Source organism: Yoonia sp. GPGPB17, from assembly GCF_037892195.1.
Classification (GTDB): domain Bacteria; phylum Pseudomonadota; class Alphaproteobacteria; order Rhodobacterales; family Rhodobacteraceae; genus Yoonia.
This window is the reverse complement of record NZ_JATACI010000002.1, coordinates 2,595,674-2,614,626: the sequence shown is the minus strand read 5'-3', so window position 1 is coordinate 2,614,626 and position 18,953 is coordinate 2,595,674. Positions and strand designations below refer to the sequence as shown.

The 18,953-nt window shown below is 56.4% G+C and carries 18 protein-coding genes and 1 pseudogene; 5 read left to right on the top strand and 14 right to left on the bottom strand.

The window, feature by feature from the left end; genetic code table 11:
• Positions 1–2: 2 nt before the first annotated feature.
• The 7 genes from QTO30_RS13850 to adhP form a co-directional block, all read right to left on the bottom strand.
• On the bottom strand, positions 3–605 hold the full coding sequence (locus QTO30_RS13850) for a hypothetical protein (RefSeq protein ID WP_340424687.1): 603 nt from the start codon (positions 603–605) through the stop codon (positions 3–5).
• A 2-nt stretch (positions 606–607) separates the two neighbouring features.
• Entirely contained in the window at positions 608–1,576 is a 969-nt protein-coding gene (locus QTO30_RS13845; protein ID WP_340424686.1) for a KpsF/GutQ family sugar-phosphate isomerase, read from the bottom strand.
• Positions 1,576–2,187: a ribonuclease D gene (locus QTO30_RS13840; protein WP_340424685.1), complete on the bottom strand. Its 612-nt coding sequence runs from the start codon at positions 2,185–2,187 to the stop codon at positions 1,576–1,578. The genes QTO30_RS13845 and QTO30_RS13840 overlap by 1 nt, the downstream gene beginning before the upstream one ends.
• Before the next feature lie 67 nt (positions 2,188–2,254).
• Positions 2,255–2,875, bottom strand: a complete 621-nt coding sequence (locus QTO30_RS13835) for an EAL domain-containing protein (protein WP_340425941.1) — start codon at positions 2,873–2,875, stop codon at positions 2,255–2,257.
• A complete protein-coding gene (locus QTO30_RS13830; RefSeq protein ID WP_340424683.1) occupies positions 2,868–4,295 on the bottom strand; it encodes a diguanylate cyclase domain-containing protein in 1,428 nt (475 codons plus the stop codon). The genes QTO30_RS13835 and QTO30_RS13830 overlap by 8 nt, the downstream gene beginning before the upstream one ends.
• A gap of 341 nt (positions 4,296–4,636) precedes the next feature.
• Entirely contained in the window at positions 4,637–5,233 is a 597-nt protein-coding gene (locus QTO30_RS13825) for an HD family hydrolase (protein WP_340424682.1), read from the bottom strand.
• A 64-nt stretch (positions 5,234–5,297) separates the two neighbouring features.
• Positions 5,298–6,326 (bottom strand): alcohol dehydrogenase AdhP, encoded by a 1,029-nt coding sequence (adhP, locus tag QTO30_RS13820; protein ID WP_340424680.1) that lies wholly within the window; start codon positions 6,324–6,326, stop codon positions 5,298–5,300.
• A 158-nt stretch (positions 6,327–6,484) separates the two neighbouring features.
• Between adhP and ahcY the strand changes: the two genes are divergently transcribed.
• Both ahcY and QTO30_RS13810 read left to right on the top strand, forming a co-directional pair.
• On the top strand, positions 6,485–7,870 hold the full coding sequence (gene ahcY / locus QTO30_RS13815; protein WP_340424679.1) for an adenosylhomocysteinase: 1,386 nt from the start codon (positions 6,485–6,487) through the stop codon (positions 7,868–7,870).
• A gap of 30 nt (positions 7,871–7,900) precedes the next feature.
• Positions 7,901–8,659 (top strand): extensin-like domain-containing protein, encoded by a 759-nt coding sequence (locus tag QTO30_RS13810; protein WP_340424678.1) that lies wholly within the window; start codon positions 7,901–7,903, stop codon positions 8,657–8,659.
• Between the two features lie 39 nt (positions 8,660–8,698).
• On the opposite strand, the gene QTO30_RS13805 is transcribed toward QTO30_RS13810, so the two are convergent.
• A complete protein-coding gene (locus QTO30_RS13805; protein ID WP_340424677.1) occupies positions 8,699–9,223 on the bottom strand; it encodes an outer membrane protein in 525 nt (174 codons plus the stop codon).
• A 248-nt stretch (positions 9,224–9,471) separates the two neighbouring features.
• Between QTO30_RS13805 and QTO30_RS13800 the strand changes: the two are divergent.
• From QTO30_RS13800 to QTO30_RS13790, 3 genes and pseudogenes are all read left to right on the top strand, one after another.
• Positions 9,472–9,814: pseudogene (locus QTO30_RS13800) on the top strand (DUF2853 family protein).
• A 592-nt stretch (positions 9,815–10,406) separates the two neighbouring features.
• Complete coding sequence (locus QTO30_RS13795; protein WP_340424676.1) at positions 10,407–13,199, top strand: bifunctional aconitate hydratase 2/2-methylisocitrate dehydratase; 2,793 nt, start codon at positions 10,407–10,409, stop codon at positions 13,197–13,199.
• A 163-nt stretch (positions 13,200–13,362) separates the two neighbouring features.
• The gene (locus QTO30_RS13790) at positions 13,363–13,710 is read left to right on the top strand and encodes a hypothetical protein (protein ID WP_340424675.1); all 348 of its coding nucleotides are present in this window, start codon (positions 13,363–13,365) and stop codon (positions 13,708–13,710) included.
• Positions 13,711–13,766: 56 nt separating this feature from the next.
• Here the strand turns inward: QTO30_RS13790 and QTO30_RS13785 are convergent, their stop codons facing one another.
• From QTO30_RS13785 to QTO30_RS13760, 6 genes are read right to left on the bottom strand one after another with little or no spacing between them, the layout of a single operon-like run.
• The gene (locus tag QTO30_RS13785) at positions 13,767–14,894 is read right to left on the bottom strand and encodes an efflux RND transporter permease subunit (RefSeq protein WP_340424674.1); all 1,128 of its coding nucleotides are present in this window, start codon (positions 14,892–14,894) and stop codon (positions 13,767–13,769) included.
• A complete protein-coding gene (locus tag QTO30_RS13780) occupies positions 14,866–16,311 on the bottom strand; it encodes an efflux RND transporter permease subunit (protein WP_340424673.1) in 1,446 nt (481 codons plus the stop codon). The genes QTO30_RS13785 and QTO30_RS13780 overlap by 29 nt, the downstream gene beginning before the upstream one ends.
• Complete coding sequence (locus QTO30_RS13775; protein ID WP_340424672.1) at positions 16,250–16,981, bottom strand: efflux RND transporter permease subunit; 732 nt, start codon at positions 16,979–16,981, stop codon at positions 16,250–16,252. Before QTO30_RS13775 ends, QTO30_RS13780 begins: the two co-directional genes overlap by 62 nt.
• Positions 16,978–17,571, bottom strand: coding sequence for an HlyD family efflux transporter periplasmic adaptor subunit (locus QTO30_RS13770; RefSeq protein WP_340424671.1), 594 nt, complete (start codon positions 17,569–17,571; stop codon positions 16,978–16,980). Before QTO30_RS13770 ends, QTO30_RS13775 begins: the two co-directional genes overlap by 4 nt.
• Positions 17,531–18,181, bottom strand: coding sequence for a hypothetical protein (locus QTO30_RS13765; RefSeq protein ID WP_340424670.1), 651 nt, complete (start codon positions 18,179–18,181; stop codon positions 17,531–17,533). The genes QTO30_RS13770 and QTO30_RS13765 overlap by 41 nt, the downstream gene beginning before the upstream one ends.
• Positions 18,178–18,948 carry a TolC family protein gene (locus QTO30_RS13760; protein WP_340424669.1) on the bottom strand — a complete coding sequence of 257 codons (771 nt, stop codon included), beginning with the start codon at positions 18,946–18,948 and terminating at the stop codon, positions 18,178–18,180. Before QTO30_RS13760 ends, QTO30_RS13765 begins: the two co-directional genes overlap by 4 nt.
• Between the last annotated feature and the right edge of the window lie 5 nt (positions 18,949–18,953).

The following is an 18,953-nucleotide window of genomic DNA, read 5'->3' as shown; positions in this document are numbered from 1 at the left end:
GGTCACGGGGTCTGCGGTTTGTATAACAGGCGGACGCCATCAGTGAATAGCATCTGCTGTGCGATATTTTCTGATGCCACGCGAAAGGTCACTTTACCGGCTGTCAGCTGTCCAAAGGGCGCACGAATTTCCAACAGCCCGTCACTTGTGACCAACCCGGTCTGCAACTCAGCGATCAGTCCGTTTGTTTCCATTTCATATCCGCTGGATGTGACAAGGCGGGCGAGTCCCAGAAAACTGGCCACTTGCGTGCGGCCATCAATTTCACCTTGTGTTGCGGTGACTTCGATACTGCTGCCGTCAGTATTGTCCATGCGCATCAGGATATCATCTATGCTGACTTTATCGGGCTGCGTGTTATCCGGGCGGGCGGAGTTGGCCGAGATCACAATGATTGCACCGTCGTCGGTCAGCCCCGAAAATTCTGGCGCCGAGACACGCTGTTCGCGTGCGATGGTTTCCACCTCTTCCAATGTGATCTCGCCGGGCTCGGTCGATGAACTTGCGAGTAGGAACAAAGTCGATAGCAGGCCCAAAGCGCAAAGCGGCAGGATGATTTTTGCCCATCCGACAAGCTGTGAATAGGTGTTGTCGGCTGGAACCATTGTCAGACAATCCCGGCGCGCAAGCAGTCGTGGATATGCAAGAACCCGCCCGCAGTACCGGTACCGGCGGGATCAACAGCAAAAAGGCAGGTGATCTTCTTGTCATTCATCAGGGCGACGGCCTCTTCTGCCAAGGCATCAGGTGATACAGTTGCGGGCTGTGCCGTCATCACTTCGCTTGCTGTATGGTCCAGCAGGTTGACCATATGCCGCCGTAAGTCGCCATCAGTGACAATCCCGATCAAACGGTCGCTGTCATCCGTGACGCCCACGACGCCAAAGCCTTTCTGACTGATCACCAAGAGCGTTTCGCTCATCGGTGTGTCGGCTGGTACAAGCGGGACAGCATTTGCCACATGCATCAGATCAGAGACTTTGGACAGCTGTGCGCCCAGTTTGCCACCTGGATGAAACTCGCGAAAATTCGCGGGCGTGAAATCGCGGTGCTCCATCAGCGCGACGGCAAGGGCATCGCCAAGCGCCAAAGTCATCGTGGTCGAGGTCGTGGGCACGACACCCGTTCCACAGGCTTCGCCCAGTTGAGGCAGCACGATGGCGACATCGGCCCGTTGTAGCAATGTGCTTTTTGGTTTGCTGGCCACCCCGATCATAGGGATACCAAAGCGGCGGGTGTAGGCCACAAGATCCGCCAGTTCGGGTGTTTCGCCAGAATTAGACAGGACCAGAACAACATCGCCGCGCGTCATCATACCCAGATCACCGTGGCTGGCCTCGGCGGGGTGGACAAAATGCGCAGGGGTGCCGGTGCTGGCAAAGGTTGCGGCTATTTTGCGAGCGATATGCCCTGATTTCCCCATGCCGGATACGATCACCCGGCCTTTGGCGTGCAACAACAGGTCAACCGCTGCGCCAAAACTGTCGCCCAAATGGTCGGATAGAACGGTCAATGCCTCCGCTTCTTGGGTGACGACCCGTCGCGCGGCGGCCAGAAATTTAGCGTGATCTGCCATCAGTGCGCGAAGATATCTGTTTCAGGCCAACCAGCCAGATCAAGCTTGGCGCGCGTTGGCAGGAAATCAAAACAGGATTGCGCTATCTCGGTCCGGTTTTCGCGGGCCAGAAGCACATCGAATTTTTCCTTGAGCTGGTGCAGGTACAAGACATCAGACGCGGCATAGTCAAGCTGCGCTTCGCTCAACTGCGGCGCGCCCCAATCGCTTTGTTGCTGGTGTTTGGAGATGTCGATGCCGACCATATCCTGCAACAGGATTTTCAGGCCATGCCGGTCCGTATAAGTGCGCACCAACTTGGATGCGATCTTGGTACAATAAACGGGTGCCGTCAGTGCGCCAAAGGCATTAAGCAGCGCGGCAATGTCGAAACGGCCAAAGTGGAACAGCTTCAACACATTGGGATTTTCCAGCATTTTACAAAGGTTCGGCGCTTCAGTTTGCCCCGGTGTGACCTGCACCAGGTGACAATTGCCATCACCGCCAGACATCTGGATCAAGCACAGCCGGTCACGATGCGGGTTTAGCCCCATCGTTTCACAGTCAATCGCGACAACAGGACCAAGGTCTAGCCCATCCGGTAGATCGTTCTGGTAGAGATGATTGGCCATGCGTTGCCCTTTTCTGGTCAGTCTTACCCGCTCCAGATACGGTTTGTCTGCATGATCCTCAAGTGGCTCAGGCGAAGCGCGTCAACGCCTGAGTAGCCAAAACCGGGTTTTTTGCGTGTAGTTCAAGCCAGCGCGTGAATTCTTCTGCTGGCATGGGCTTGCCAAAGCCATACCCTTGCCCCACCCCGCAACCGCGCGCGTTAAGATGTGCGGCCTGTTCATCCACTTCCACGCCTTCGGCCACGACATGAAGCCCCAATTCGGCAGCAAGGGCTAAAATGGCCCGCACAACGCTGTCGGCTGCTTGATCGGGCAGGGGTGCCACAAGTGATCGGTCAAGCTTGATCCCGGCCAAGGGCAACTGCGTCAACTTTGATAGAGACGCATAGCCGGTGCCGAAATCATCCAGTTCCAGCGCGATCCCGCAATCTGCAAGGCTGTCGATGTTGATTGCGGCGATATCATCCTTGCCGTTGATCAATGTCGTTTCCAGCACTTCAACGATCACCTGATCGGCGCTCAGGCCCGAGCGTTGCAGGGTAAGCAAGAAACGCTCTAGCAAGTGAGGGTCGGAAATCGTGTCTGGCGCGGCATTCAACGAGATAACAGGGTTCCAAATCGCAGAGGTCTCCCATGCTTTTGCGTGATCCATAGCTGATCGCCAGATTGCGTGGTCAAGGTCAATCATTAGTCCTGCGCGTTCTGCCGCTGCAGCGAAAGGCATCAGGCGTCAGCAGGCCACGTGTCGGATGCCGCCAGCGAGCAAGAACCTCTGCACCGTGCAAGCGGCCGTCAGAAAGGCGCACTTGTGGCTGAAACCATGGTTCGATTTCGCCGTTGACGATTGCGTCCATCAGGTCAAGTTGCAGCTGTTGCATCATGCTCAGATCGTCCCGCAGACGCTGCGTATAGGCCTGCGCGCGGTTTCCGCCGGTATTCTTGGCAAATTGAAGTGCGATCTCGGCATCCGCCAGAATATCGAGAGGCGCTTTGCCGTCCCCACCCATCTCCAAATGTCCGATGCTGGCATTGATGGGAATGCGCCGCCCTTTGATGGCAAATGGTTCTTGAAGCGAAGCCACAATGCGTTGAACGACGTAGGGTATCGGTTCGCTCGAAATCAACGCAAACTCATCCCCGCCGACATGGGCAACAATGTTGTCGTAGTCAACGCAGCTTTTCAAAGCCCGGCTGACCGCAATCAAGAGCGCATCACCATAGTCGTGCCCCATCGTGTCATTGATAGACTTGAAATCATCAAGCCCCACCAGCAGCAGGTTGAACCCTTCTGCGTTCTTTGTGGCAACCGCATCATTCAGGTATTCGGTCAAAGATCTGCGGTTGGGTAGCCCCGTCAACTGGTCATGCTTAATGGTATGTTCCAACTGGCTGTTCATTTCTTCCAGTTGCTTTTGCGAGGTGCGCAGCTCCTGCGTTTTTTTTCGCATGGCATATATATTGGCCAGCACAGATCGCTGAGCGGGTAAAAAGATAAAGAGCGCTTCGGCCAAAAGCACCACACCAGATGCAACGAACATCGCACGCTGCACCCTGCTGAAATAGGCTGCTTCAACCTCAATTTGCCGGGCGACGAGTTTGGCCGTCAAAAGCAGGTCTGTTTCCAACTCGCTATCGTACAACTGCTTGATTTGCATGTTGAGGGTTTGCCTTGCGTCGGGCAGAGCATCTGGCAACTGCCTGGCAATGTCTATGAAGGCCCGCATCCGCTGATGCACGCCCGATTCCTTTGCAAAGAAATGGCCATCAAGCGTATCAGAGCGCACTTGGGTCGCCAAAATGCGCCCATAGATCACCTCGAACCTGTCAACTGTTTTCTCCAGCCCCGTAAGATCTGTCGCCCCGCTTGCAACCAAATCATCCGAGAGTGCGACAATGTCTTGTGCGAGCAGGATATGTTCGCTGGTCTTTGCGATACCGTCTGCGGCAACAAGCCCGCGTTCGACCATGATGCGGTTGATAAGGTGGGTCGCCACGATCAGGCAAAACACAATCACCAATGCGAAACAGTAGTGAATCCACAATCGGTCTGGCCTGCGCAGGAAAAGGCGGGCTGTGGCGTGTTCAGCCTGATTTCGGGTTGGGAGCATGTATGATTCCTGCAGCAGCGCTGCCAGAGTATCGCCCTGCATAGATTAAGGGAGCGTTGCTTCAATCCGATTAAAACTGTGCCTATCCGTTTTGCGCACCTTGTGGACCATGGTTTCATCAGCCAGCGCTAGGTCCGCCAATTGTCATAGTCGCGAAAACCGATGCCTACACAATGGCACGAACAAGACACGTTATCTGCGCGGATCGAAGCGATCTGGCGCCCCCGCATTTGGTTTTCGTCCAAATGGATCCGATGGGGCCGTGGTGCCGCCGATCGCGATGATTTATTTCAGCGGGGCAGTCATATGCGGCGTATCATCAAAAGGCGCCGGTCGAATGATCATAAGGCGGCCGCCAATTTGTGATAAACCGCAGTATAGTCGTCACGGACATCAACGGGTGGCCGGAGTTGAATACGCAGGCTGTCCGCCAATGCCGGGTCCTGTTTGCCAAAGAACTTGTCAGCTTCCGCCTGCGTAAAGCCTGCGATCTGGATCGCCTCCAGCCAGGCCGAAAGCTTATCGGCCTTCTTGATCTGTTTTTTGACAGTCGCCGGTATTTGCGCAGGCAGACCAAACCGCAGATGGATCGCAGCGGTCAGCCGATCATCCAACTCGCCATAACCGGGACCAACGGCGGCCTTTACCGGGCTGATCATATCGCCGATCACATATTCGGGGGCATCATGCAGTAAGGCGACAAGCTGCCATTTGACCGGGGCTTTGGGCTGTTGGCGTTTGAAGATTTCGGTCACCAACAGCGAATGCTCGGCCACCGAATAGGCAAAATCACCCTTCGTTTGCCCGTTCCAGCGCGCGACAAAGGCCAGACCGTGGGCAATATCCTCAATTTCGATATCGACCGGTGTGGGATCAAGCAGATCAAGCCTGCGTCCTGACAGCATCCGCTGCCACGCCCTGGGTTGTGTTTTCGCCATGCCCGCTCCGCTTAATACCGAACTTTCGACATAAGGCGGAGCGGCCAATCGGTAAAGCACAGTGTCAGATTTTCATAACGATCCGGCCGTCGATCTCGCCTGCTTTCATCTTGTCGAAGATCGCGTTGATGTTCTCCAGCTTGTCCCATGCAAAATGCGAGGCAACGGCGCCTTCGCCCGCAAAAGAAAGGCTCTCGGCCAAATCGTTTCTGGTACCTACGATGGAACCGCGCACAGTGATGCCTTTCAGCACGACCTCAAAGATCGGCAGCGGGAAGTCGCCCGGTGGCAGGCCGACCAGCGATAGGGTGCCACCGCGTCGCATCATCCCAACGGCTTGCGAAAACGCGCTGTTGGACACAGCGGTGACAACTGCGCCATGCACGCCACCCAGTTGTGTCTGGATTTCACCGACAGGATCTTGGTCCACGGCATGAATTGTCAGATCTGCACCAAGATCGCGTGCGAGCTTGAGTTTATCGTCGGATACATCAACGGCTACCACATGCAGGCCCATCGCTTTGGCGTATTGGACGGCCATATGACCCAGACCACCGATTCCTGAAATCGCGACCCAATCACCGGGCTTGGTGTCGGTTTCCTTCAGGCCTTTGTAAACCGTTACACCCGCGCAAAGGATCGGTGCGGCGGGGCCAAACTCTAACTGATCAGGCAATCGCCCCACATAGTTGGCATCAGCGCGTACGAATTCGGCATAACCACCATCGACGCTATATCCGGTCATTTGCTGACTTTCACACAGCGTTTCCCAGCCACCCACACAGTGTTCGCACCGCCCGCAGGCCGTATGCAGCCATGGGGCGCCGATGCGATCACCTTCTTTCAGGTGGGTCACGCCTTCACCGACGGCTGCAACCTCGCCCACGCCTTCATGACCCGGAATGAAGGGGGCGGTCGGTTTGACGGGCCAATCGCCCATCGCCGCATGCAGGTCTGTGTGGCAGACACCGCTGGCACGCACGCGCATCAGCACCTGGCCCGGTCCAACTTCGGGGACTGGCACTTCGCGAATATCAAGGGGATCACCTAGTGCCGTTACAACGGCGGCCTTCATGGTCTTAGGCAGTGTCATTGGCTAGCTCCATAATGGGTTAATCCTTCCAGACTATGAGGCTGATGTGACTGGTCATTGATATTGCTCAATCGGCGCGACCTTACCGCCATTGTCGCAAGGCAAAAGCCCTGCTATCAGCCAGGCAAACGCATCAATCGCCCGCCGAGGAGGCAGCAATGAAAGACTATATCGTCAAGGACATCGCCCTTGCACAGTTTGGCCGTAAAGAGCTGGATATCGCTGAAACTGAAATGCCCGGCCTGATGGCATTGCGCGCGGAATATGGTGACAAGAAGCCGCTGGCAGGTGCGCGTATCGTCGGGTCTTTGCACATGACGATTCAGACGGCTGTGTTAATCGAAACGCTGACCGCCCTTGGCGCCGATGTGCGCTGGGCGTCTTGCAACATCTTTTCAACGCAAGATCACGCCGCCGCTGCCATCGCCGCAAGCGGCACACCAGTGTTCGCGATCAAGGGTCAGTCGCTGGAAGAGCATTGGGATTACCTTGACCAATCCTTCATGTTCCCCGAAGGCCCCAATATGATCCTTGATGATGGTGGTGACGCGACGCTCTACGTTCTGCTTGGGGCACGTGCCGAAGCGGGTGAAGATATCATCTCGGTCCCGCAGTCCGAGGAAGAAGAGGTTATCAAGAAGCAGATCGCCAAGCGTATGGCTGCCAGCCCGGGTTGGTTCACCAAGACGCGCGATGCGATCAAAGGCGTGTCCGAGGAAACGACAACCGGTGTGCACCGTCTTTACGATCTGCACAAGAACGGCCAGCTGCCGTTCCCTGCGATCAACGTGAACGATTCTGTCACCAAGTCGAAGTTTGATAACAAATACGGCTGCAAGGAGTCGCTGGTCGATGGTATCCGCCGTGCGACGGACACAATGATGGCCGGTAAGGTTGCTGTTGTCTGTGGGTACGGCGATGTGGGCAAAGGTTCTGCCGCGTCACTGGCTGGCGCTGGCGCACGCGTGAAGGTGACCGAAGTCGATCCGATCTGTGCTTTGCAGGCGGCCATGGACGGTTTTGAGGTTGTCGTGCTTGAGGATGTGCTGGACAGCGCGGATGTCTTCATCACCACCACCGGCAACAAGGACGTGATCCGTATCGAGCATATGCGCGAGATGAAGGACATGGCGATTGTCGGCAACATCGGCCACTTCGATAATGAAATTCAGGTTGCGGCCCTGAAGAACCACAAGTGGACGAACATCAAAGAGCAGGTCGATATGATCGAGATGCCATCTGGCAACCGTTTGATCCTGCTTTCCGAAGGCCGTCTGCTGAACCTTGGTAACGCCACAGGGCACCCATCCTTTGTGATGTCTGCCTCATTCACCAATCAGGTGCTGGCGCAGATGGAGTTGTGGAAGAACGGCGACGCTTATGAAGTCGGCGTACATATTCTGCCCAAGCATCTGGACGAGAAGGTCGCGCGCCTGCATTTGGCCCGGATCGGCGTCAAGCTGACAGAGTTGAAGAAAGAACAGGCAGATTACATCGGTGTGACCGTCGAAGGGCCGTTCAAGCCAGAGCACTACCGGTACTAAACGCCGATGCGGCATGCCAAGCGACAGCAAATGGCGCAGGATGCCGCTGAGAAGCAGCGCAGGAAAAGTGAACGCAGTGGGGCCGTCGGAAGCGGTGTCACTGCGTTTTTTGTGGCGGCTGTGCTGGCTTTTACGGGCTATCAGGCCGTCATGCATTCAGACACGCCGTTGCCGCAGGAATGGAACCCGACCCAGCCTTTGCGGATCAGCGACCCGGTGACGGCAATGACAGGGTGGAAACTGAATCGGGCGGTGGCGTCCGAAGAAAAGTGCCTGGCTGCCCTGGATGGCCATGCGGCCCTGCAACCGCTCGCGCCGTTGGAAGACAGCGATCAATGCTTCATTCGTGACCGGGTTGATCTGCGTGCGGTCGGGCAATCGCGACTGGCCCCGGTCGAGACGCGCTGTGCTATCGCCCTTCGGCTGGCGATGTGGGAACTGCATAGCGTCCAACCGGCAGCGGCAGTTTTTCTGGGAACCTCGGTCAGCAGCATCGATCATATTGGCAGCTATAATTGCCGGGTGATGCGCACCGCCAGCGGACCCTCAACACGGATGAGTACGCACGCGACGGCAGATGCCATAGATATTGTCGGGTTTGGGCTGGCCGATGGCAACCGTATCAGATTGCTTGCCGATTGGGAGCCTGCCGGGCCAAGGGCAGAGTTTCTACGTACCGTCCGTGATGGGGCGTGCGATTGGTTTAGTCTTACGCTTTCGCCTGATTACAACAGGCTGCATGCTGACCATTTCCATCTGCAATCGCGTGGTTGGGGCCTGTGTCGGTAGGTGCTGGCGCGCACTATGATGTACGCGACAGAAGTGAACTTAGAAGTTAAATGCGACACGCGCCTTGAACGTTGTCACGCTGACATCAAGCGCACCGCCATTATACTCTTCAAACTCGTGCTGCAGGACTTCAGCACCGATGGTCATATTGCTTGATACCGGCAGGTCGTATCCGGCACCAAAAAAGTAGCCATCATCATCACCCAATTCTGGAGAAGTCGCCCAAACCAAACCTGCTGCACCATAAAGTAAGCCGCCACCCACTTCAGAGCCCATGCGGCCTTTCAAGCGTGTTGTCGAGTCGACCTCAGCGTCGCCGTCGACGTCATACTCGGTCGTGTCATAGTCAAATTCGCCACCATAGACGAGATTGCCCGCTTGGATGTTGTAGCCTGCAAAGACGCCATATGATGGCCCGTCGCCTGTCAGAGGCGCGCCATCAACGTCGATGTCTGAACCGCCGATCTGAAATCCGGCATAAGGACCGGTCCAGTCCTGTGCAAATACGGTCGCTGGGGTCGCCGCCAGTGCAGCAGCAGCAGCAATGAGTGAGTGCAATTTCATTTCCGATTTCCTTTGATGATTGGATATAGGATTTACGACCTCTTAACTTGATTGGATGCTCACGGCAGGTGCACGTTACTGTGATCGGAGCGCGAAGAACGCGCGCACGTGTTGCGCGCGTAAAAGCGAAACATTGCCACCCAACCGGCTTTTTTCTTTACCTGATGCAGCCAGTCCCATTAACGTGCGCCTACTGGGGCGCAGCGCGCCACTATTGAAACAAGAAAACAAACAACGGGGACACTCTCATGGGTAAAAGAGACGATTTAATTGCAAAGTACGCGGACGACCTGAAAAACAAATGTGGTATGACACCAGACATGGATCTTCTTACGAAGGTGACCATTGGCTGCGGTCCCGCGATTTACAATGCAGACGCCTCGACCGTTGCTTAGCAGCCAGGCTGGCGAAATTGAAACCGTGAAGACCAACTTTCTGATGAAAAAGCTTGGACTGAAAGATAGCCCTGATCTTGATAAAGCGATTGCATCGGTTCTCGACACTTACGGCCAATCCGAGCGCAACAAATACCGCGCCGTGGTCTATTACATGCTGACAAAACACTTCGGCAAAGAGTCCGTTTACGGATAGATTCTCATAGAACGAATAAGAAGCGCCCGCCTATCTGGCGGGCGCTTTGCGTTATTGTGTCGCGGACGTCTCTGATTTGAATTGCTTTCGAAGCGCTTAATGTTTGCTAGGGAAGACCATATCTTGTTAAGGTCGGTTGTGGACTAGGATGGTCTGAACCAGATATTCAGTTGCGTGTGGTGGAATAGGAACACGCGGGGTGAAGAGAGGGTTTGGTGCAGGTCCGAACCCTCTCTTTTCGTTAAAGCAAGGCAACGACCGACAGGTGAATGCGATAGCTCTCGGATAATGATCCGGTGTCACAGGCATCCTCTTATCTTTCTCAGCCAGCCGAAGACGTGACAAAGTACAGGGTTTGAACGGCCTGCACGACACTGGACCACAATCAGCCTGAACAACTGCGGCACACTTGCGCAGGCTTAGGCGTCATTTGTGTCAACCATCTTGAACGCTTGCTGCGGCAAGTGGGGTTGCAGCATTACGCTGTAATGTATACATCGGCATACAAATGCGATGAATCAGCACTAACGTCCTGGTGCAAACTCGATCAATTGCAGTTTTCAGATACACTTTTCTGCGCTGGAGCCAGGTTATGAGCCAATATACACAATACCGCGAAGAGATTGCGACACGCAAAGAGCAAGGACTAAGCCCCAAGCCAATTGATGATGGCGCGCTGACAGCTGAGATTGTTGCTACTTTAGACGATCCGGCACATCAGCATCGCGATGAGGCCCTCAACTTTTTTATCTACAATACCCTGCCCGGCACGACCAGCGCGGCTGGTGTCAAAGCCCAGTTCCTGAAAGAGATTGTTTTGGGGCGAAAAACCGTTGCGGAAATCTCGGTTGCTTTTGCGTTCGAGCTTTTGTCGCATATGAAAGGCGGCCCTTCCGTTGCGGTCTTGCTTGATCTCGCGCTTGGCGATGACGCTGAGATTGCGCGCCAGGCTGCTGAAGTACTTAAAACCCAAGTCTTCCTTTACGAGGCTGATACAGCCCGGCTGAAAGAGGCATTGGATGCTGGCAATGCCGTCGCAAAGGACATTCTGGAAAGCTACTCTGACGCCGAGTTCTTTACAAAGCTTCCCGATGTGGAAGACGAGATCAAAGTTGTTACCTACATCGCGGGTGAAGGTGATATCTCGACTGACCTTTTGTCGCCCGGCAATCAAGCGCACTCTCGTTCCGACCGTGAGCTGCACGGCAAATGCCTCATCTCTGAGCAGGCACAAAGGGAAATCGAAGCGCTGAAGTTGCAGCACCCTGACAAACGGGTCATGTTGATCGCGGAAAAAGGCACGATGGGTGTTGGATCATCGCGTATGTCGGGGGTCAACAATGTTGCGCTCTGGACCGGCAAACAGGCCAGTCCCTATGTGCCATTTGTCAATTTTGCACCTGTAGTGGCAGGCACAAACGGCATTTCGCCGATCTTTCTGACTACCGTTGGTGTGACAGGCGGCATTGGTGTCGACCTTAAGAACTGGGTCAAAAAACTGGGCGAAGACGGCAAGCCGATCCTCAACAACGATGGCAACCCCATCCTAGAGCAGAAATACTCGGTCGAGACCGGCACCGTACTGACGATCAACACCAAGAAGAAAACACTTTATGACGCCGCTGGCGATGAAGAGCTTGTCGATATGTCGGCCTCTTTCACCCCACAGAAAGTGGAATTCATGAAAGCGGGTGGGTCTTACGCCATTGTCTTTGGCAAGAAGCTACAGACATTTGCCTGCGAGGCGCTCGGCATTCCGCTGAAATCTGCTTTTGCACCTTCCAAGGAAGTCTCGCACGAGGGTCAAGGTCTGACGGCAGTTGAGAAAATCTTCAATGCAAACGCACGTGGCAATACACCAGGTAAAGTGCTGCACGCGGGCTCTGATGTCCGGGTTAAGGTCAATATTGTTGGCTCTCAGGACACAACCGGCCTGATGACCAGCCAAGAGCTCGAGGCGATGGCCGCAACCATTCTGTCCCCTTCTGTGGATGGTGCCTATCAATCAGGCTGCCACACGGCCTCTGTCTGGGACCTTAAGGCGCAAGCGAATACGCCGCGTTTGATGGCATTTATGAACAAATTCGGTTTGGTTACCGCGCGCGATCCCAAGGGCGAATATCATGCGATGACCGATGTGATCCACAAGGTGTTGAACGACATCACCGTGGATGACTGGGCGATTATCATTGGCGGTGACAGCCATACAAGAATGTCCAAGGGTGTGGCCTTTGGCGCGGACTCCGGCACGGTTGCGCTGGCCCTCGCAACAGGCGAGGCGTCAATGCCAATCCCTGAATCCGTGAAAGTGACGTTCAAAGGCGATATGGCACCCCATATGGATTTCCGGGATGTGGTCCATGCCACACAGGCACAGATGCTGGCACAACACGGTGACAACGTGTTTCAGGGTCGCATCATCGAGGTGCATATTGGCACGTTGCTGGCTGATCAGGCCTTTACGTTCACCGACTGGACAGCCGAGATGAAGGCAAAAGCGTCAATCTGTATCTCAGAAGATGACACACTTATCGAGTCGTTGGAAATCGCCAAGGCGCGCATCCAAATTATGATCGATAAGGGGATGGAGCATGAAAACGGAATGCTGCAACGCCTGATCGACATTGCGGACAATCGGATCTCACAAATCCGGTCTGGTGAAAAACCGGCTCTGAGACCGGACGACAATGCCACGTATTTTGCCGAAGTCGTGGTCGATCTGAATGCCATTGACGAACCGATGATTGCTGATCCCGACGTTGGCAATGTCGACGTCTCGAAACGCTACACACACGACACTATCCGCCCAATCTCATACTACGGTGCAGAAAAGAAGGTCGATCTTGGCTTTGTTGGGTCCTGTATGGTGCATAAGGGCGATGTAAAAATAGTCGCCCAGATGTTGCGCAATCTGGAAGCCGAATACGGCAAGGTTGAGTTCCAGGCCCCGCTGGTCGTGGCCGCTCCAACCTACAACATCATTGATGAGTTGAAGGAAGAAGGGGATTGGGCGGTCTTACAGAAATATTCAGGCTTTGAGTTTGATGATCTTGCCCCCAAAAGCACAGCGCGGACGGAGTATGAAAACATCCTCTATCTTGAGCGCCCGGGTTGCAACCTATGTATGGGGAACCAGGAAAAGGCGGCAAAGGGCGACACGGTTCTGGCAACTTCCACGCGTCTGTTCAAAGGCCGGGTTGTAGAGGATTCAGCGGAAAAAACCGGCGAGTCGCTCTTGGCATCAACACCAGTTGTGGTTTTGTCGGCAATTCTTGGCCGGACCCCAACACTTGATGAATACAAAACGGCGGTCGAAGGTATCGACCTGACCAAGTTTGCACCCCCAACGCAAAAGCCACTGGATACGCTTTCGGTTCATTTCTAGGTTCAGGACCCGATAGTAGGCTTAATGCCGCGTTGTTGTCATGGTTCACGCGCCCCAATGATTTGGGGGACAGATGAGTGATCTCTATTGGCTCAAATAGCGTAGATGATGCGGCTTATAAAAAGGGGGACGTGGATGCCTGATTGGGCAAACCAGGGCCGGAATGAACACCAAGCCGCGTGTTGTCACTGAAACCGACAGCCGCCCGGTCTGCTTCTTCATCACCACCGGTCAGATCAGCGACTACACCGATGCGATGGTTTTGCTGACCGGTGTATCGGATGCGCAATGGCCAGTGGCTGATCGCAACTATGATGTCGATTGGTTGTGCAAGACTCACCGGACTTTGAAAGTGATAACCGTAATGGAAGTCGTCCGGCGGATCGCATCTGGGGCTGCCGATCTGGTTGGTATCATCGACACGAATGAGGAAGCGCGGTCCTTACAAGAAGCGAATTTCAAAATGACCCACTACCACTCAGAACGTCAGCTTGCACCTGCGTGCAGCTGACATCAGTCAAAACAGCCCACTACCTGGTGCGGTCCATTGTGCGTGCTGTGACGCACCTATGACATGCTTTTGGTCAAAGAGTGTGAAGGGCAGGCGGGGCGATTGGGCCGATTTTCAATGTCGGGGCTACGTTTCTGGAGGACCCAACGCAGAGGTGCTGATAAGTCCTCGAGGATTAGGATTGTAGCTGGTACGGCAAGTAGTAGTATCGGCGTCGCTATCAGGATGCCAAAACCAAGACTGATCGCCATGGGGATCAGAAACTTGGCCTGCATCGACGTCTCATAGATCATTGGCAATAGCCCGAACGCCGTTGACAGTGTGGTCATGAGGATCGGGCGGAACCGGCGCGCCGCGCTGTCAGCCAAGGCCTTCGCCTTGTCGATCCGCGGATAATGTGACAATCGCCGTCCGTAGTCATCCAACAACAAAATTGTGTCGTTCACGACAACCCCGGACAGGGCGACGATCCCAAAGAGCGACACGAAGGTTAGCGGGTAGCCCAGCCAAACATGCCCGACAACCGCGCCCACGACGCCATAAGCCACGGTGGTGAGGATCACCATCGGCATGACGTAGCTGCGGGTAAACGACGCCAGCATCACGAAAATCCCCAGCATCGCGATGCCCATCGCACCCAGAAGGTTCGTCAGGTCCTCATTCTGATCCGCGGCTTGACCGCTTAGGGACCATGACAGGCCGACATAGCGGTCGGAAAGCTGTGGCAGGAAAGCTGTGGTGAGATTGCCGTTCACATTGTCCGCAGTTGTGACGTCCGGGTCGACCTTGGCGGTGACACGCAGGACGCGCCGTCCGTCGGCCCGCTCGATGGTCGAAAACCCGCGCGTTTCGGAAATGTCCGCAACAGCGGTGATCGGCACTGTGTCGCCACCGGGCAGTGCGATGCGCAACGCGTAAACATCGCTGAGGCTGCTGCGCGCATCTTGCGGATACCGTACCACGACATCGACCTCTTCCAGCCCGCGTTGCACAGTTTGGACGGTTTCACCAAAGAACGCGTTGCGGATTTGGCGGGCCATGTCTGTTTCGGTCAGACCGAGGGATTGACCGACCTCGGAGAGCTGAAACTCAAGCTGCCGTTTGCCGAACTGAAGCGAAAAATCGATATCGGACACGCCTGCGGTGGCAGCAAGCTTAGCCGTCCAGCGCCTCGGCGGCGGCAATCAATGCCTCATCGTCGGGGTGGCTCAGTTCGATGCTGACATCGTCGCCAAGGACAAAGAGTCCGCTGACGAAGATCATGCTTTCAGTCCCGGCGAGGGCCCCAACTTCATCGCGCCAGAGCTTTTCGAAATCGACCGAGGCGATGTTGCGGGCGTCCGACGGTGTCAATTCGACCCGGATTTGTGCGACATTGGCGCCGTTGTCCGCACTACCGCCCATAGGAGTGGTCGCAACCGCCTGACCAATGGTGGCGGAGGTTCGCAAGACCGGTGCTGTGCCGTCGCGTGCGGCGATCCTGTCATTGACCCGTGACGCGGCCAGTAGCGCGGCCTCTGCGCCCATTCGAGTGGTCGAAAAGGGCGCGCCTTCCGCCATGGTCAGGGTCAACTGGACCCCATCGGCTTCGGTCGGGGGCAAGAATACAAAACGAAGGTGACCGGTCAGAAAGGCGACAGCGGATAGCGCGATGCCCGCTGCCACCAAAGCCATCGTCAGATACCGGAACCTGACCGCGCCCCGGACCAGTGGGTGCAAAATGCGACTAGTGAAGGCTTGAAGCGAAGCATGTACCCCGCGTTGAATCGCGGCGAGCGCACCGACGCTCCACCGGCCGCCGCCAGACAGATGGGCCGGTAGGATAAACAGAGATTCCACGAGTGAAACGAAGAGGATCGCAATGACGACAATGGGTACGACCGAAATGATCTGTCCAAGCGACCCGCTCGTGAAGGCCAGTGGGGCGAAGGCCATGATCGTCGTTGTGACCCCCAAGGTGACCGGGGCAGCAACCTCTTTCAGCCCTTTGAGCGTTGCGTCAAAAGGGCTCAGCCCCTCGACTTGCGCTTGATAGACGTTCTCGCCGACCACCACGGCGTCATCGACAACGATGCCCAGCACGATGATCAGTGCAAAAAGCGAGATCATGTTGATCGAGGCGCCGAAGACACTGGCAATCGCCAGCCCGCCCAGAAACGATACCGGGATCGCGAGGCTGGTCCAGAAGGCCAGTTTCAGGTCCAGAAACAGCACCAGCGACAGGAAGACCAACCCAAAGCCAAAAATCGCATTACGCAGCATGAGATTGATCCGGTCGCGCAGCACATCCGTGTCGTTGTCGCGAATTTCCATTGAGATACCGTCTGGAAGCCTGACCCCATCAAGAAAGTCGCGCAAGATGGCCTCCGTCGCCATGGCGCCTTGCTCTGGCGCGCGATAAATCGTGACAAAGACGGCGGGCTCGCCATTGTAGACGTTGATCAGATCACCGTCGGCAAAACCGTCCCGCACTGTGCCGATATCCGACAAACGGACGGTTGCGCCATCCTCGGTCACGATGACGGGGACGTCGCTGAACTCAGTCGCATCGGTCCGTTCGGCGGGTGTACGCAGAAGTATGTCCCCGTTGGCAGTGCGCAACGTCCCGCTTAGCTAGATCAAGTGACGCGGCAGAGATTTTCTGCGAGATCGTCTCAAAGGTCAGATTATAGCGTTGCAGCGCCTGTTCATCCACATCAATCGAAATCTCATAGGATCGCACGCCGCCCAACTCTACCTCTGCAATCTGGTTGACCGTCAAAAGATCGTCGCGCAAGCGTTCGGCCGTCTGGCGCAAAGGGCGTTCCCCGACATCGCCAAACAGGGCAATCGTCATCAGCTGTGGCCGGACGGCAGCTTTTTCGACAGAGGGGTCTTCCGCACCTTCGGGCGGGAAATCGGGAAGCCGGTCAATCGCGTCGCGCACATCGGCCAGGACTTCATCAGCATCTGCGAAAGAGGTCAGCTCCGCCGTGACCATGCCTAGCCCTTCCTCAGCCAGCGAGGTGATCCGCGCAATTCCGGAAATTCCGGACAAAGCGGCCTCCATCCGGATCACGAGGCCGCTTTCGACTTCTTCGGGGTTGGCGCCGGGGTAAGAGACACTGGCCGAGACCTGACGCGGATCAATTGGGGGAAAGACCTCGGTTCGCATCGTCATGACCGTGTAGACACCCGCCACGACCACGGCGACCATCAGAATATTGGCGGCAACGTGGTTGCCCGCAAACCAGCCAAGGATACCTCCGCGCTTTTCGACAGAATCGGTCATTCTGCGTCTCCTTCGCTGAGGCTGGCGGAATGGATGTCCGGGCCAGCAACTGCCTCGGCCCGGATACGCATGCCGTTTGCGGCGCTGGCGATGGTGCCGAGCGCGATGCGCGCGCCGTCTTCGAGGCCGGTGACAAGAGTAGTGTCGCGTCCGCGCAGGATCACGCGCAGATCTTCGGTTAAGAACAGTTGATCACCATCCAAAAGCCAGACCTGATCATTTTCCTGCAGCGCGGCGTTTGGGACCTCGGCCACGTTTTCTATCTCGGGTCCGTCAAAGGCCACAGTGACAAAAGTCCCTGGTTGCAGGCCCACGTCCCGCACAACGGCGGGGTCCAACCCGACGATGATCTGCGTCAGGCGCGTAGCGCGGTTCACCTCGCCCTCGATCCGGGTAACGCTGCCCTGCAATGTCACGGGTTTGCCCAAGACCCGGGCCGTCACCGTCGCGGGCGTGCCCGCGACGCGGTCCAACAACGCGAGTTCTTCCGCCGACAGCGAGACAGTCACCTCAATACTGTCAAAGCCGTAGACCCGGCCATAGGACTGGCTAAGCACTGACCCGCTGGCCCGCCGCCAGAGAGGTCTCAACCACTCTCCCCGCAAACGGAAGGCTGTAGCCCGCGCGGTCGAGGTTCAGTGCAGCGGTGTCGACCTGCGTCTGCGCGATCAGTACCTGCGCCTCGGCAGAACGGACCTGTGGTCCCCGTGCCGCGAGATCGGTGATCTCGCCGCGGCCAAAGCTTTCCCATTCCCGCCGCGCGTTCTCAGCCTGTGCGCGTTCGATATCCAGCGAGGCAGCCGCTGAAGCAAGGTCGGCCTCTCGGCGGCGCAACTCGATCACCAGATCATCGCGAAAGATGCTGAACAAGGTATCGCCCGCCTCGAAGGCCGCCCCTCCGGCTAACCCCGGTGCGACGGTTTCGATCACGCCCGACACCTCGGGCGAGATATCGACATAGACCGTGGGTTCAACCGAACCCGTCTTTTCCAACGGAATGCGCCGTGTTTCGATCAACACAGAGGTCGTGCGCACTGTTGGCGTGAGTGTCTGCGTTTCAATCTGCACACGCTCCGGCTGATTGTCGCGCATGTAGTTCGACACCCATACCGTGCCGCCGACCACTGCGATAACTGCCAAAAGCTGCGCGATGCCCGCGACAAAGACCATCATACGGGCCCGGGGTTTGGGATTGCTCATTGGGTGACCTCCGGTTGGGGTGTGATTGGGGCCCAAGTGCCGCCAAGCGCTAGCATCAGGTCGACCCGGTTCAGCCACCGCGACTTTTCGACGTTCAGAAAGGCCGTCTCTGCCGAAGCTTCGCTGCGGCTGGCGTCTAGCAAAGTCAGGTAAGTGCCGGTGCCGTCGCGGTAGCGTTCGCGGGCGATGGAGGTCGCCTCGCGCGCGGCAGAAAGCCGTGCCGTCAACAATCTTGACCGTTCTGCCAAGAGCCGCTCACCGGCCAGCGCGTCCTCAACCTCGGCTACGGCGGACAGAACGGCCGCCACATAAGACTGCGCCAGCTCCTCGGCTTCGGCCCGGCGCAGCGAAACCAGCCTGCTGCCGCGCCCCCCATCAAAGACCGTCAGCAGAAGGTCGGAGGTTAGCGATGCGACGACATTGTCGATGTCCAACAACTGATTCAGATCGCCGCTAGAGCGGAGACTGGCCGTCGTCGTCAGCGCCGGAAACCGATCAGCGAGCGAGACATTGATGTTCGCATTTGCGGAAATCAGCTGCGCCTCTGCAGCGCGAATGTCGGGCCGCCGGTGCAACAGGTCGATCGGGCGGCCTGTTGACTGCGCCATAACGGGCAACCGCCCGGGCAATTGCGCTTTGATGTCTGACCGCGATGTCGGGATGCGGCCCACAATCACATCAAGCGCATTAGAATTTCGCCGAATCGAGAGCTCGAGGTCGGGAAGATCTGCGCGGGCGGCGGCAAGGTTTTCTTCTGCAGACTTCACTGTGC